General features: G+C 33.6%; 17 protein-coding genes and 1 pseudogene. 17 read left to right on the forward strand and 1 reads right to left on the reverse strand.

Annotated elements, in window-relative coordinates:
* Window positions 1-13: 13 nt before the first annotated feature.
* On the reverse strand, window positions 14-859 hold the full coding sequence (locus HM982_RS07075) for a DUF2911 domain-containing protein (protein WP_179352447.1): 846 nt from the start codon (window positions 857-859) through the stop codon (window positions 14-16).
* Between the two features lie 323 nt (window positions 860-1,182).
* Between HM982_RS07075 and HM982_RS07080 the strand changes: the two genes are divergently transcribed.
* From HM982_RS07080 to rlmD, 17 genes and pseudogenes are all read left to right on the forward strand, one after another.
* Window positions 1,183-1,839 carry a TetR family transcriptional regulator C-terminal domain-containing protein gene (locus tag HM982_RS07080; protein WP_179352448.1) on the forward strand — a complete coding sequence of 219 codons (657 nt, stop codon included), beginning with the start codon at window positions 1,183-1,185 and terminating at the stop codon, window positions 1,837-1,839.
* A 5-nt stretch (window positions 1,840-1,844) separates the two neighbouring features.
* Complete coding sequence (locus HM982_RS07085) at window positions 1,845-3,155, forward strand: ABC1 kinase family protein (RefSeq protein ID WP_179352449.1); 1,311 nt, start codon at window positions 1,845-1,847, stop codon at window positions 3,153-3,155.
* Window positions 3,156-3,797, forward strand: a complete 642-nt coding sequence (locus tag HM982_RS07090; RefSeq protein WP_179352450.1) for a flavin reductase family protein — start codon at window positions 3,156-3,158, stop codon at window positions 3,795-3,797. It abuts the gene before it with no gap.
* A complete protein-coding gene (locus HM982_RS07095) occupies window positions 3,794-5,212 on the forward strand; it encodes an SDR family oxidoreductase (protein ID WP_179352451.1) in 1,419 nt (472 codons plus the stop codon). Before HM982_RS07090 ends, HM982_RS07095 begins: the two co-directional genes overlap by 4 nt.
* Entirely contained in the window at window positions 5,209-5,361 is a 153-nt protein-coding gene (locus HM982_RS07100) for a DUF2256 domain-containing protein (RefSeq protein ID WP_179352452.1), read from the forward strand. The genes HM982_RS07095 and HM982_RS07100 overlap by 4 nt, the downstream gene beginning before the upstream one ends.
* Window positions 5,362-5,398: 37 nt before the next feature.
* The gene (locus HM982_RS07105) at window positions 5,399-6,874 is read left to right on the forward strand and encodes a cryptochrome/photolyase family protein (RefSeq protein WP_179352453.1); all 1,476 of its coding nucleotides are present in this window, start codon (window positions 5,399-5,401) and stop codon (window positions 6,872-6,874) included.
* Between the two features lie 297 nt (window positions 6,875-7,171).
* Window positions 7,172-7,600: a hypothetical protein gene (locus HM982_RS07110; protein WP_179352454.1), complete on the forward strand. Its 429-nt coding sequence runs from the start codon at window positions 7,172-7,174 to the stop codon at window positions 7,598-7,600.
* On the forward strand, window positions 7,597-7,872 hold the full coding sequence (locus HM982_RS07115) for a TIGR03643 family protein (protein WP_394354345.1): 276 nt from the start codon (window positions 7,597-7,599) through the stop codon (window positions 7,870-7,872). The genes HM982_RS07110 and HM982_RS07115 overlap by 4 nt, the downstream gene beginning before the upstream one ends.
* A gap of 55 nt (window positions 7,873-7,927) precedes the next feature.
* The gene (folE, locus tag HM982_RS07120; RefSeq protein WP_179352455.1) at window positions 7,928-8,623 is read left to right on the forward strand and encodes a GTP cyclohydrolase I FolE; all 696 of its coding nucleotides are present in this window, start codon (window positions 7,928-7,930) and stop codon (window positions 8,621-8,623) included.
* A gap of 3 nt (window positions 8,624-8,626) precedes the next feature.
* Window positions 8,627-8,854 (forward strand): hypothetical protein, encoded by a 228-nt coding sequence (locus tag HM982_RS07125; protein ID WP_179352456.1) that lies wholly within the window; start codon window positions 8,627-8,629, stop codon window positions 8,852-8,854.
* A gap of 3 nt (window positions 8,855-8,857) precedes the next feature.
* A pseudogene (locus HM982_RS07130) lies at window positions 8,858-9,545 on the forward strand (SDR family NAD(P)-dependent oxidoreductase).
* A 37-nt stretch (window positions 9,546-9,582) separates the two neighbouring features.
* Window positions 9,583-10,065: a glutathione peroxidase gene (locus tag HM982_RS07135; protein ID WP_179352457.1), complete on the forward strand. Its 483-nt coding sequence runs from the start codon at window positions 9,583-9,585 to the stop codon at window positions 10,063-10,065.
* Window positions 10,066-10,071: 6 nt separating this feature from the next.
* Complete coding sequence (locus HM982_RS07140; RefSeq protein WP_179352458.1) at window positions 10,072-10,242, forward strand: Lacal_2735 family protein; 171 nt, start codon at window positions 10,072-10,074, stop codon at window positions 10,240-10,242.
* A 1-nt stretch (window position 10,243) separates the two neighbouring features.
* Complete coding sequence (locus HM982_RS07145) at window positions 10,244-10,708, forward strand: TspO/MBR family protein (protein ID WP_179352459.1); 465 nt, start codon at window positions 10,244-10,246, stop codon at window positions 10,706-10,708.
* Window positions 10,709-10,751: 43 nt separating this feature from the next.
* Window positions 10,752-11,213 carry an SRPBCC family protein gene (locus HM982_RS07150; protein WP_179352460.1) on the forward strand — a complete coding sequence of 154 codons (462 nt, stop codon included), beginning with the start codon at window positions 10,752-10,754 and terminating at the stop codon, window positions 11,211-11,213.
* A gap of 1 nt (window position 11,214) precedes the next feature.
* Window positions 11,215-12,522, forward strand: a complete 1,308-nt coding sequence (locus tag HM982_RS07155; protein WP_179352461.1) for a cryptochrome/photolyase family protein — start codon at window positions 11,215-11,217, stop codon at window positions 12,520-12,522.
* A 264-nt stretch (window positions 12,523-12,786) separates the two neighbouring features.
* On the forward strand, window positions 12,787-14,241 hold the full coding sequence (gene rlmD / locus HM982_RS07160; RefSeq protein ID WP_179352462.1) for a 23S rRNA (uracil(1939)-C(5))-methyltransferase RlmD: 1,455 nt from the start codon (window positions 12,787-12,789) through the stop codon (window positions 14,239-14,241).
* Window positions 14,242-14,255: the final 14 nt, after the last annotated feature.

The following is a 14,255-nucleotide window of genomic DNA, read 5'->3' on the forward strand; positions in this document are numbered from 1 at the left end:
TACAATTAATAAATTACATTGCCCCCCATGCCTTAAGCACGTCTTCATTCAATTTAATATAAGCGCTGCTGTTTGATTTTTTTGCATCAGCTAATGATTTTTTAGCTAATTCAATCGCTCCTTTTTTGTCTCCAACCTCAGCATAAATTAACGCTTGTTTGTGTAATTGAAAAAAACGTGGATTGTCAATATTAGCCATTGCTTTATCAATCCATTCTTTCGCTTGCTTCATATCTTTTCCTTCCTGTAAATTATAAACTGCAGCAGCATAATAATCTCCAGTAGAAGGTCCTGCCATCACTTTTTCAATAGCAGCTGTTACTGTTTCATCTGTAGGCACTTCAAATTCTACACCTACATAAGTTTTCTCCCACATCATTCCTAGAACCGCAGAACCACTTGTAATATCGTCAATTGAAATTGTAAATGATTTGATATCTGTTTCTATCGGATAAACTTCAGCTTTAACTCTAGCAGCAACTTTAGATTCATCTAATTCTGCAGGTGCTCCTCCACCACTATAATCGGTGTAAAAAATAACATCCCAAGATTTTGCTGAAGGTATTGTAAAAATAGCATAGGTACCTGCTTCAAGGGCGCTACCTGCAACCGTTACATCATTACTAAATGTTATTTTAGTTCTTGCATTTGCTCCAGTTCTCCATACTTTTCCATAAGGTACAAGATTTCCAAAAATGGTTCTTCCACGCATAGCCGGACGTGAATATTCAACTGTTACATCTGTTAAACCAACAACCTGCTCAATTTTAGCTGCTGGGCTTGACTCTGGTGTTTTAATTTGGGCATCAACAGAAAACATTAAGGTTAAGGCAAATGTAAATAGTACTAGTTTTTTCATAGTTAATAGTGTTATATGTTTTTTTTAATTGCCATAAAATTACGGTTAATGCCAAGCTATACATGTTAAAGAAACCTTAAAAAGAAATAATTAATAAGGTGTTTTTTAACCTATTAGATTATTAAATCTCAAAAAACAAAATATTGTAAAATGAAAAACAATAAAATCATAATTACTGTAACAAAACCAATAAATACCCCCATACTTCTGTAAACAAATGAAGTAAATACTTTAAACCAATAAATTCTTGTTAATTTTTGTTTAACATTAACACAAATAAGTTAAACATAGTTTATCTTTACACTAAATTGAAAACAGAAAAGATGGCTAAGAAGAAAACAATACAACAATCAGATCTCATAGATTTTTATATGGATTATGCACTAACCCATAACCACAAACCTAAATCAGTATATAGTTTTGCTAAGGAAAACAATTTTGAAGAACAGAAATTTTATGAGTTCTTCGGTAATTTTGAAGCGTTAGAGCAATCTATTTTCAAAATATTCTTTGACCATACATTAATCGCTTTAGAAAAAAGTGACGATTACCAAGCTTTTGATGCGAGAAACAAACTCTTGAGCTTTTATTATACCTTTTTCGAAATCCTAAATGCGAATAGAAGCTATGTTACTTACGCCTTAGATTCTAGAGATAAAACTATGGCATCTTTAAAAGTTCTTAAGCAATTAAGAGCAAGTTTCACGGCCTATATAGGGCATTTAGACATCAAAACCATAGACTTAAAGCAAGAGCAACTAGAGAAATTTCAGAATAAAACTTTACAAGAATCTGCTTGGGTTCAATTGTTAGTCACGTTAAAATTTTGGTTAGACGACACCTCTGCCTCATTTGAAAAAACAGATATTTTTATTGAAAAATCATTAAAAACCAGTTTCGATTTAATTGATACTGCACCATTAAAGAGTCTTATAGATTTTGGGAAGTTTTTATATAAAGAAAAAATGCAAACAAATTAGAAACTATGAAAACTATAGACAGCATACCAATTACTAAGATTTCTCGTGCTACTAAACTTGTATCTACAGGTGCAAAAGTAGGTGTAAATTACTTAAAGTATTACGGTGATAAAATGGTAGGTTCTGAAGAAGCCGCTAAAAACAAACTCAACAAAAATAATGCAGACGACATTTACGACAGCCTAAAAACGCTTAAAGGAAGTGCTCTAAAAGTAGCGCAAATGCTAAGCATGGAAAAGAGCATTTTGCCTCAAGCTTATGTAGAAAAATTTTCGTTGTCTCAGTTTTCTGTACCACCACTATCGCCTCCATTAGTTATAAAAACATTTAAAAAATACTTTGGAAAACACCCCGAAGACATATTTGATACTTTCAACGCAACTTCAGTTAACGCTGCCAGTATTGGTCAAGTCCATTTGGCAGAGAAGAATGGGAAAAAATTTGCTGTGAAAATCCAATATCCTGGAGTTGCAGAGAGTATAGCATCCGATTTAGCTTTGGTAAAACCCATTGCTATAAAAATGTTTAATATTAAAGGAAAAGATTCGGATAAGTACTTTAAAGAAGTAGAGAATAAACTTAGAGAGGAAACCAATTATAATATTGAAATTGCGCAAAGCAAAGAAATTTCTGAAGCCTGTAAAAGCATTCCGAATATTAAATTCCCGAATTATTACGAGAAATTTTCATCAGACCGTATCATTACTATGGACTATATGGAAGGGGAACACCTGTCGGAATTTGTTGCGCATAATACTAACCAACAGTTATCAAATACTATAGGACAAGCCCTTTGGGATTTCTATATGTTCCAAATTCATAATTTAAGAAAAGTACACGCGGATCCACATCCTGGTAATTTCCTAATTTCTAAAACTGGTGACTTAATTGCTTTAGATTTTGGATGTATGAAATCTATTCCCGAAGCCTTTTATATTCCTTATTTTGAATTGGCAGACCCAGCTTGTATTGAAAACCCTGAGCTATTTACCAAAAAATTATATGAACTTGAAATCTTAAGAAAAGATGATTCTGAAGAAGAAATCACCTTTTTTAGTGCAATGTTTCACGAACTTTTAAGCCTTTTTACGCAACCGTTTCATGTAGAAGAATTTGATTTTTCTAACCCTGATTTCTTTAATAAAATTTCAGAAATGGGACAACGTTATTCTAAAAACACCGAATTACGAAACATGAATGGTAATAGAGGTTCCAAACATTTTATTTATATTAATAGAACATTCTTTGGGCTTTACAATCTTATGTTTGACCTAAAAGCAGAACAAGTAAAAATCAATAATTTTAAAACGCTATAGATGGCAGAATTCTCTAAAGACGACTTAAATCAATTAGAACGTATCTATCGGATAAACCTTATTAACAGTTGTTCGGGTTATAAATCGGCCAATCTTATAGGTACGAAAAGTCAGGATAAAATTTCTAATGTTGCTGTCTTTAGTTCTGTGACCCATATAGGCTCAGACCCCGCATTATTAGGCTTCTTTATGAGACCTACAAAAGGAAAGCGCAATACCTATGACAACATAAAAACATCAGGCTGCTTCACTATCAATCCTATTTTTGAAACGATATTAGAAGCGGCTCACCATACGTCAGCAAAGTATGACGGAAAAATTTCTGAGTTTAACGTTACAGATCTCGAAGAAGAATACAAAGCCGATTTTTTCGCCCCTTTTGTTAAAGGCGCTCCATTACAATTAGCCATGGAATTCATGGAAGAGTACCCAATTAAAGCAAATGGTACAACTTTGGTTATTGGTGCCATAAAAAAAATATATGTCCCTGATAACCTAATAGAAACAGATGGCTTTATTAACTTAGCAAAAGCCAAGGTCGCAACAATTAATGGCGCTGATGCTTACAGCATACCTGAGTTAAAAACACGCTTAGACTACCAACGCCCTAAAGCTGAATTTAAAAATATGGAGACCTCATGAAAATTCTAATCACTGGTACAACAGGTTATATTGCAAAACGTTTAGCATTGCAGCTACTCGAAGCTAATCACAAACTCGTTTGTTCGGTTCGTGACCTTAACCGAATCCCTGATGAGCTAGAAAAATATGAGAATTGTTCTTTTATAAAAGTCGACTTCTTAAAACCTGAAAATGCTGAAATTCCAAAAGATATAGATGCCGCATACTACCTCATCCACTCCATGGCGACATCTTCTGATAATTTTGAAAGTTTGGAAGAAAGCTGTGCCTCAAACTTTAATGACTTAGTTTCCAAAACTAATTGCAAACAGGTTATTTATTTAAGTGGTATTGTTAATGCAGAAACCTTATCTAAACATTTAAAATCAAGACTCTTAGTTGAAGACACCTTAAAATCTAACAGTTATGCCTTAACCACGTTTAGAGCCGGAATCATAGTCGGTAGTGGCAGTGCTTCTTTTGAAATCATCAGAGATATCGTCGAAAAATTACCGTTTATGATTACTCCGAGATGGTTAAATACAAAAACACAACCACTTGCGGTCAGAGATGTACTTGCTTTTTTATCTGGTGGTTTAGGCAAAAAAGAACTATACAATAATGCCTATGATATTTTTGGTCCTGAAATCCTAACTTACAAAGAAATGTTACTTCAATTTGCTGAAGTAAGAGATTTAAAACGTTACATCGTAACCCTCCCTGTTTTAACGCCTAAACTATCCTCCTATTGGTTGTACTTTGTAACCTCCACATCTTTTCAATTAGCAGCGGCATTAGTAGATAGTATGAAAATTGAAGTGATAGGCAAGCCAAGTGACATCAATGACGTTATAGGTGTAAATCCTATGGATTATAAAACTGCTGTAGATTTAGCGTTTCAAAAAACCGAACAAAACGCAGTTATTTCCAGTTGGAAAGATGCCGTAAGTAGCGGCAGATTTAAAGACCAATTGTCTAAACATATCGAATTACCCCAATACGGTTGCTTTAAAGACACCAGACAAAGAACCATCACAGATGAAGCTTATACCTTAGAAAAAATTTGGAGTATTGGTGGTAAAAATGGTTGGTATAGTTTCAATAAATTATGGAAAGTTAGAGGCTACATGGATAAACTTTTTGGTGGTGTTGGTTTAAGACGTGGTAGAACACACGACACCAATTTAGAAGCTGGTGACCCCTTAGATTTTTGGCGTGTTTTACTAGCCGACAAAAAAGAAAAACGTCTATTACTATTTGCCGAAATGCGTTTGCCTGGAGAAGCTTGGTTAGAATTTAAAATAGAAAAAGACCAACTCTATCAACGGGCTGTATTTAGACCCAAAGGTGTTTGGGGACGTTTATACTGGTATGCAGTACTTCCGTTTCATGCCTTTGTATTTAAAGGCATGATAAATGCTTTGGTTGCTAAATGAAACGGGTTAAGAAAGAGAACCTTCCAACAAAAACTTGTCCTATCTGCCAACGCCCTTTTTCTTGGCGTAAAAAATGGGAAAAGCATTGGGACTCTGTAAAATATTGTAGTGACAAATGCCGAAAGCAGAAAAACGAATCAAAATCCTGAAGTCAAATTATTTCACTAGAAACTAAAACTGATAATATTGAAGTCAAAAGAAGCCACAATTATCTTTCCACATCAACTCTTTAAATCTCCTGAAGTCTTAGATTTAGACAGTGACATTTATTTGGTTGAAGAATATCTTTTTTTTAAACAGTATAAGTTTCACAAACAAAAAATAGCTTTTCATCGCGCTACCATGAAGGCTTACGCATCCTATTTAGAATCTAAAGGAAAACAAGTTAAATATATCGAAGCCATTACCGATCTATCGGATATAAGACAACTCATTCCAAAACTCATTGCATCAGGGATTAAAAAGCTTCATATTATAGACCCAACCGATAATTGGCTTCAAAAACGCATTAAGACCGCAGGAGTGTCAATAGAAATTAAGTGGTATAATAACCCTCTATTTATAAATTCTAAGGAAGATTTAAGTTCATTTTTTAAGGCTTCAAAAAAGAAATTTTTTCAAACATCGTTTTACAAACAGCAGCGTAAAAAATATGATATTCTAATGGTTGCTGATGAGCCCGAAGGTGGAAAATGGTCTTACGATGCTGATAACCGAAAGAAATATCCTAAAGATAAGACGCCACCACCTATTCAGTTTCCAGACGCCACTGATTTTCATACCGAAGCTAAAGATTATGTCAACGCACACTTTAGTGACCACTATGGCACGCTCACAGACTTTGCCATCTATCCTATTGACTTTAAAAGTTCAGAAATATGGCTACAGCAATTTCTAGAAAAACGCTTTCATGATTTTGGCACTTATGAAGATGCCATTGTGAAAGACGCTCATTTTTTAAATCACAGTTTACTTTCACCTTTAATAAATGTGGGTTTATTACACCCCAAATATGTTATTGATACTGCCATAGATTACGCGAAGTCAAACGATATCCCAATCAATTCAACGGAAGGTTTTGTAAGGCAAATATTAGGTTGGCGTGAATTTATAAGAGGCGTTTATGACATAAAAGGTACAGAAGAACGTCATAAAAATTTTTGGGGCTTCCACCGAAAAATCCCAAAATCATTTTACGATGGTACTACAGGCATCCCTCCTATTGATGATTTAATAAAAAAAATACTAAAAACAGGTTACGCACACCATATTGAACGCTTAATGATTTTAGGGAACTTTATGGTGCTCTGCGAATTTGACCCTGATGATGTTTACCAATGGTTTATGGAACTTTTTATAGATGCTTACGACTGGGTTATGGTCCCCAACGTGTATGGCATGAGTCTTTTTGCAGATGGTGGCTTAATGTCTACAAAACCCTATATCAGCAGTAGTAATTATATTTTAAAAATGAGTAACTATTTTAAAGGCGATTGGCAACCTATTTGGGATGGTTTGTTCTGGACATTTATGGATAAACACCGCGAGTTCTTTTTAAGTAATCCAAGACTAAGTATGCTTATCGGAACATTTGATAAAATGAATCAAGATAAAAAAGAAACGCACTTAAAAAATGCTGAACAATTTTTAAAACAATTATAAACGTAATTAAAACCCATTACGTGCTGTAACTATTTTTAATCCCACTCCTCCTCCAACCAAAACCAAAACCAAAACCAAAAGTTAACAAATAAAATAATTAAACAAACGGTATCTAATTCTAACTCTAAATTGAAAGTTGAAGCATTATTATACGACCTATCTTAAACGACTGATTACGAATACTAAAAATAAATTAAGTCTGTTTTAAATCTAAGTGATTTATATATTCATAATTAAGTGTTAATTTTTGTTTAAACTTTAGCGTTTTTAGTTAAACATTTATATATTTGAGTAGTTATGATATTAAACACAACACATTATAATTCAGAACATAAAACCATTATAGCTGACTTAATTGGCAGACCTTTTAGTTTGGTACAGAAGTTGAGATTAAAGGGAATAGGTTCTAAACGGATGATTATAGACGATGTAAGTCCTAATATGTCATCGTTAATGAACAAAGTGTCAGACACCAATTATGCAAATATTGAGATAAGACCAAAAGGTATTTTAATAATGATTAACAAAGGGCTAAAAAATTTCACGTGGATTATCCCTTTTTATCAATTAGTCATCTATAAAACAAATGGCTCTAGCATTCATGCACAAGGTCGTTTCGTTCATTTTAGAAATAGTAAAACATTTAAAGAAAACAAAAAGTTCTTTAACAAGCTTCTAGATTTAAAGGTGAGTTATGATTTAAAATACGCCATGCCCAACAGATGATGAATTTAGACCTTAGAACTGTAGACCGAATCATTGAAATGGCATGGGAAGACCGAACACCTTTTGAAGCCATCACCTATCAATTTAATTTGAAAGAACAAGAGGTCATTAGTTTAATGCGAAAAGAATTAAAGCCTAGTAGTTTTAGATTATGGAGAAAACGTGTACAAGGAAGAGTGACTAAACACAGTAAAAAAAGACCATTTGACAAAGGCAGGTTTAAGTGTTCGCGTCAAAAAACAATAACTAATAACTCTATTTCAAAACGATAATTCGTGCTTTGATTTAAGTTTGGAGTACTTAAATACAGCACATTAAAAAGATTCTATGAATAACACAGAAGTAATTTCCAAAACGGATGCCTCAAACCTTAATACCTTCTCAACTGAAGCTATTGGAGACGACCATCTTTTTACAGGTTTAGATACCCCTATGAAGCCCAATGCTTTTGAAATGTCTAATAATGAGAAGCAACAACGCATCTCTATATTATTTTCAGAAATAATGGACGTCTTAGGTTTAGATTTAACTGACGACTCTTTAAAAGGCACACCAAACCGTGTTGCTAAGATGTATGTAGAAGAAATTTTCTCTGGTTTAGATCCTAAAAACAAACCCGAAGTCGCTCTTTTTGATAATAAATACCAATATAATCAGATGTTGGTAGAAAAAAACATTACCTTTTATTCTAATTGCGAACATCATTTTGTGCCCATTATAGGAAAAGCGCACATTGCTTATAAATCATCGGGTAAGGTTATAGGCCTTTCAAAATTAAATCGCATTGTACAATATTATGCGAAGCGTCCTCAGGTTCAAGAACGCTTAACCAACCAGATTGCTAACGAACTAAAAACGGTTTTAGAAACCGAAGATATTGCTGTAATTATAGACGCTAAACATTTATGTGTAGCGTCTAGAGGAGTTGAAGACGATGCTTCTGCTACAGTAACCACCTATTATGGCGGAGAATTTAATTCCGCTTCAAAAATCGTCGAATTACAAAACTATATAAATAATTAAGCTATGAAAACAGTAGAAAAAGCTTTAGAATTTGAAAACAGAAAGTTTACTTTCAAAACCACAAGTGACAGAATTGTAGCAGCAAGAGAAGCCAAAGATTTAATCTTAGAAGTTAACGAATTATATAAAAAAGAAAAAGATTCTAAACTCATGGATATCATGAAACGCCTTACGGTTATAAAGCAAAAAATTGAGAAACGTTTAAAAGGTAGACCATTAACAGCCTCTTAATCTATGAAGCGTTTAATAATTATAGGAGGAAGCAAAGGTATTGGCAAAGCAGTTGTCATAGCTTTGCTTTCTTTTTATGATGAAATTGTAAACATCAGCAGAACTGCACCAGAACTATCTCATCCCAATTTAAAACATTTTGATTGTGATATTTTGAAAGATGAATTACCAGACATTGATATAGCCGATGGCTTAGTTTACTGCCCTGGAAGTATTAATCTAAAACCAATTAACAGGTTAAGTCTTAACGATTTTAAAACTGATTTTGACATTAATGTTATTGGCGCTGTAAAAGCTATTCAAAAAATATATTCCTGCTTTAAAAAATGGCAACAAACCATCCGTTGTACTTTTCAGTACTGTGGCAGCAAAACTAGGTATGCCTTTTCATGCTAGTGTCGCAGCTTCTAAATCGGCTATAGAGGGTTTAGTAAAATCTTTAGGCGCCGAATTAGCGCCAACCATTAGAGTTAATGCGATAGCACCAACCGTGACGGATACAGAATTAGCGTCTAAATTATTACGCAATGAGCGTATGGTAGAAAATATGAATGAACGCCATCCGTTAAAAAAATATTTACAACCCAAAGAAGTCGCTGATATGGTCGCTTTTTTATTGTCAGAAAAATCAGCTTCACAATCTGGGCAAATATTTCAAATGGATTGTGGTATTGTTAGTTTCAAACTCTAACTAACACTTACTTAATTAAACTTAAACAAGTCTAAGAATGATAGCAACAGCAACGCTCCACGACATAAAAATCAACAGTTTACAAGGGCAACCTATAGATTTATACCAATTTAAGGGTAAAAAGTTGCTTTTTGTCAACGTAGCTTCTAAATGCGGGTTTACACCTCAGTATAAAGATTTGCAAAACCTACAAGAGACTTATAAAGACAACCTCATTATTATTGGCGTACCTTGTAACCAATTTGGCAAACAAGAACCTGGTGTTGCTAACGACATACAAGAATTTTGTGAAGTTAATTATGGAGTGACTTTCCTTATGACTGAAAAAATTGAGGTCAAAGGCAAAAACCAACATCCACTATATCAGTGGCTCACTCAAAAGAAACTTAACGCAAAGAAAAACTCTACCGTTAAATGGAATTTCCAGAAATACCTAGTCGATGAACAAGGTGAATTGATAGATTATTACTATTCAATTACTAACCCTACAAGCTCTAGAATTACAAAACACTTAAAATAGAAAATAATGTTTGGACTGTTTAAAAAATTATCAGAGGAAGAGAAACTAAAAAAGCAATATGAAAAATTAATGGCTGAATGGCACAAACTCTCTACCACCAACAGAGCAGAAAGTGATAAAAAATATGCTGAGGCTCAATTAATCAGTGCAAAAATTGAAACTTTAAAACAAGCTTAAATTGAAAAAAATCTACCTCTTTATATTATTTTTAATTATCAATTTTGGTGCACTCGCTTTAGGTAGTTTATTTATGGGTGACGAAGTTACTGGTGCATGGTATACTAGTTTAAACAAAGCGCCTTGGACGCCTCCAGGATGGGTTTTTGGTGCCGCATGGACACTCATCATGCTGTGTTTTTCAATCTATTTAACTTACCTATTTTCTATTAGAAATTCTAAAATGGTAATGTCAGTTTACACCTTTGCCGTTCTATTAAATATAAGCTGGAATTATTTATTCTTTAATCAACATTTAACAAGTTTCGCCTTAGTTAATATCATTTTATTAACCTTAGTCATTGTATACTTCTTTATCACTTTTGGCGATGACAAACTACATCGTTTAAAATACCTTTTAACACCTTATATTATCTGGCTTTGTATTGCGACCTCACTCAATGCTTACGTCGTAATATACAATTAGGCTTTATCATAAATACACCGTTTTAATCACTTAAATAAGTGCTATGAAAATATATACCTTACATAAAAAACAGAACTTGCCCATTTCTATAGAACAAGCCTGGGAATTCCTCTCAAATCCAGCCAATCTAAAAACAATTACACCAGACTATATGGGGTTTAACATTCTTTCAGGTGCAGACCGTCCCATGTTTCCAGGACAAATTATTCAATATATCGTAACTCCTGTTTTAGGTATTAAAACAAAATGGGTCACAGAAATAACCCATGTTAAAGACCGTCATTATTTTGTAGACGAGCAGCGTTTTGGCCCTTATGCTCTTTGGCATCATAAGCATTTTATAAAAGAAATTGAAGGTGGTGTAGAAATGGAAGATATTATCGACTATAAATTACCTATGGGAATCTTAGGCCAACTTGTACACCCGTTTTTAGTACAACCCAAATTGGAAGAAATTTTTAACTATAGAACTCAGAAGTTGGAAGAATTATTTGGAACCTATTAATATGAAGACAAAAACAAATATATTCTGGTTTCGTCGCGACTTAAGATTAGATGATAATCGCGGTTTTTATGAAGCTCTAAAAGGGAAACATCCTGTATTGCCAATCTTCATATTTGATACCGAAATATTAGAAAAATTACCAAAAGATGATGCTCGTGTAACGTTTATACACGAAACGCTTCAGCAAATGCGACAAACCTTGCAAGAAGAGCACGACAGTAGTATTGCTATATATTATGGGAAGCCTGAAGCGATATACAAACAGTTAATCAATGATTATGATATTGAAACTGTTTACACCAATCACGATTATGAACCTTATGCCACTAAGCGAGACGAAGCCATAAAAGTGATTTTAAAATCTCATGATATAGACTTTAAAACGTATAAAGATCAAGTGATTTTTGAAAAAGATGAGGTGGTAAAAAAAGATGGTGACCCCTATTTGGTTTACACCCCTTATATGCGTACCTGGAAAGAAAAATTTAAAACTTTAGATTTAGAAATTTTCTATACCAATTCTTATTTAGAAAACTTAATAGCACACAGTCGATTACCAAACTTAAGTTTATCAGATATTGGTTATGAGAAATCAAGCCAAGAGATTGCGCCTTATGATGTAACACCAACAGCAATTCAAAACTATGAAGCTACCCGAAATTTCCCTGCAAAAGATACCACGTCAAGGTTAGGGCCACATTTACGATTCGGAACCGTCAGTATAAGAAAAATGATTAAAAAAGCTACAGCAGAACAAAACGAAATATTTTGGCAAGAACTGATTTGGCGTGAATTTTTTATACAAATCTTATGGCATTTCCCTCATACACTAACAGAAGCTTTTAAATCAAAATACGACCGCATACATTGGCGTAATAACGAAGAAGAATTCAATAAATGGTGTCAAGGAAATACAGGTTATCCTTTAGTAGATGCCGGAATGCGCCAACTTAATACTACTGGCTTTATGCACAATAGAGTCCGTATGCTTGTTGGTAGTTTTCTATGCAAACACCTATTAATTGATTGGCGCTGGGGTGAAGCTTATTTTGCAGAAAAACTACACGATTACGAAATGGCAAGCAATGTTGGCAACTGGCAATGGGTGGCTGGTACAGGTGTAGATGCAGCGCCTTACTTCAGAATTTTTAACCCCACAACACAAATTGATAAATTTGATAAGGATAGGAATTACATTAAAAAATATGTTCCAGAATTTAATTCCGATAATTATGTCGAAAAAATGGTGGATCATAAAGCTGCAAGAGAACGTTGTTTAGAAACCTATAAGGCAGCTTTAAACGGATAATATCACATTTCTTTTATTTTAAAACAATAAAACCCAACTAAATACGTTGCTAATTATAAGACAGTTAATGTCTTAACTGAAATAACCATTTCAATAAACAATTTAAAAGCTCTGACTAGTCATCAGAGCTTTTTTTGTTTTGTATCGAAAAAGCCAATAAACCTTAGTAAAAAATGCACTAGTAACATCATGATTATAAAAATGCAAGGATTTATCTAAATTTGAAATCAATAAAGATATCTTTGCAACCAAATTATTGATAAAATGCCAAAAAGAGAACGGAACAAATTTGTAAAACGCGGTCAAATCATAGAAATCTTAATCGAAGATTATGCTTTTGGAGGTAAAGGCATTGGTCGCATAAGAAATGAGCATGGTGAATTTGTGGTCTTTGTCCCCAATACACTACCTGGTCAATTGGTTAAAACTCAGATAAAAAAAACAAGTAAAAAATATGCTGAAGGTAAACTTTTTGACGTATTAAAAGCTTCTGAAGACGAAGTAGATATGCCTTATCAAAGCATTCCGGGCGCGCCATATATTAATTTACCTATTGAAAAACAGCATCAGTATAAAAAACAAAGTACGCTAGAGCTATTCAAACGTATCGGTAAAGTCGCTGATATTGAAGCCAAGTTTGATGAATTTGTAACCTCACCTAACACCTTCCATTATAGAAATAAAATGGAATATGGTTTTTCTGCGATTGGTTATGATCATGACCTAAAAACAGATGTGGATGAGTTTACATTAGGCTTTAAAAAGCGAGGTACTTGGTGGTGTGGCGATAATTTGAATCAAGATTCTGGCTTATTTGATGCCGAATTTGAAGATCAACTTAAAAATATTAGAGCCTACTGTATAGAAACAGGATTAGCCCCTTGGCATGCGCCTAAAAAGGAAGGTTTCTTCAGATATTTTGTAGTCCGAAAATCCTATAAAACCAACCAACTACTTTTTAATTTGGTTACAACCTCATATGATTTACCACAATTTGATTTAGACAAATTTGCAAATTACCTAGTGGAATTATTTGGCGACCGTGTTGCAGGTTTACTACACACTATTAACGATGAAGTTGGCGATAGAACGATTGCCACAACAGGAAGTATCTCTCTTATTTATGGTGACGATAAAATAGTTGAAGAATTATTAGACCTTAATTTTGAAATTAGCATGAAGAGCTTTTTTCAAACCAACCCTAAGTGTGCAGAGAAACTCTATTCCAAAGTGGTTGATTATGCTTTGGAAAACAAAGAAGCGATTGATAACACTGTGGTATTAGATTTATTTTGTGGTACAGGAACTATTGGTCAGATTATAGCCAACAAGTCCGAAAATACTAAGATTGTAGGCGTAGATATCGTAGCAGCAGCAATTAACGATGCTAAAGAAAATGCCAAACGTAATAATATTGAAGGCCTAAAGTTCTTTGCTGCAGATGTTGGAAAATTCTTAACGGAACACCCTGAATACACCAATAAAATAAGAACCATCATTTTAGATCCTGCAAGAGCTGGTATTGCTCCTAAAACCCTTAAAAAAATAATAAACCTAAACGCAGAACGTTTGGTTTATGTATCTTGTAACCCAGCAACACAAGCAAGAGATACAGAACAATTAATGGAAGCTGGTTATACGATTAAAAAAATGAGTTTGGTTGATCAATTTCCACATACAGCGCATATTGAAACCGTTGTACTTTTTGAAAAAAATTGAAATAAAAATTAAAC

The sequence above is a fragment of the Winogradskyella vidalii genome, assembly GCF_013403955.1.
In the GTDB taxonomy this organism is placed as follows: Bacteria; Bacteroidota; Bacteroidia; order Flavobacteriales; family Flavobacteriaceae; genus Winogradskyella; species Winogradskyella vidalii.

What these genes read in the sequence shown, in the direction of transcription:
- HM982_RS07075 (WP_179352447.1), bottom strand. Translation starts at nt 859, where the DNA reads ATGAAAAAACTAGTACTATTTACATTTGCCTTAACCTTAATGTTTTCT.
- HM982_RS07080 (WP_179352448.1), top strand. Translation starts at nt 1,183, where the DNA reads ATGGCTAAGAAGAAAACAATACAACAATCAGATCTCATAGATTTTTAT.
- HM982_RS07085 (WP_179352449.1), top strand. Translation starts at nt 1,845, where the DNA reads ATGAAAACTATAGACAGCATACCAATTACTAAGATTTCTCGTGCTACT.
- HM982_RS07090 (WP_179352450.1), top strand. Translation starts at nt 3,156, where the DNA reads ATGGCAGAATTCTCTAAAGACGACTTAAATCAATTAGAACGTATCTAT.
- HM982_RS07095 (WP_179352451.1), top strand. Translation starts at nt 3,794, where the DNA reads ATGAAAATTCTAATCACTGGTACAACAGGTTATATTGCAAAACGTTTA.
- HM982_RS07100 (WP_179352452.1), top strand. Translation starts at nt 5,209, where the DNA reads ATGAAACGGGTTAAGAAAGAGAACCTTCCAACAAAAACTTGTCCTATC.
- HM982_RS07110 (WP_179352454.1), top strand. Translation starts at nt 7,172, where the DNA reads ATGATATTAAACACAACACATTATAATTCAGAACATAAAACCATTATA.
- HM982_RS07115 (WP_394354345.1), top strand. Translation starts at nt 7,597, where the DNA reads ATGATGAATTTAGACCTTAGAACTGTAGACCGAATCATTGAAATGGCA.
- folE (WP_179352455.1), top strand. Translation starts at nt 7,928, where the DNA reads ATGAATAACACAGAAGTAATTTCCAAAACGGATGCCTCAAACCTTAAT.
- HM982_RS07125 (WP_179352456.1), top strand. Translation starts at nt 8,627, where the DNA reads ATGAAAACAGTAGAAAAAGCTTTAGAATTTGAAAACAGAAAGTTTACT.
- HM982_RS07135 (WP_179352457.1), top strand. Translation starts at nt 9,583, where the DNA reads ATGATAGCAACAGCAACGCTCCACGACATAAAAATCAACAGTTTACAA.
- HM982_RS07140 (WP_179352458.1), top strand. Translation starts at nt 10,072, where the DNA reads ATGTTTGGACTGTTTAAAAAATTATCAGAGGAAGAGAAACTAAAAAAG.
- HM982_RS07150 (WP_179352460.1), top strand. Translation starts at nt 10,752, where the DNA reads ATGAAAATATATACCTTACATAAAAAACAGAACTTGCCCATTTCTATA.
- HM982_RS07155 (WP_179352461.1), top strand. Translation starts at nt 11,215, where the DNA reads ATGAAGACAAAAACAAATATATTCTGGTTTCGTCGCGACTTAAGATTA.
- rlmD (WP_179352462.1), top strand. Translation starts at nt 12,787, where the DNA reads ATGCCAAAAAGAGAACGGAACAAATTTGTAAAACGCGGTCAAATCATA.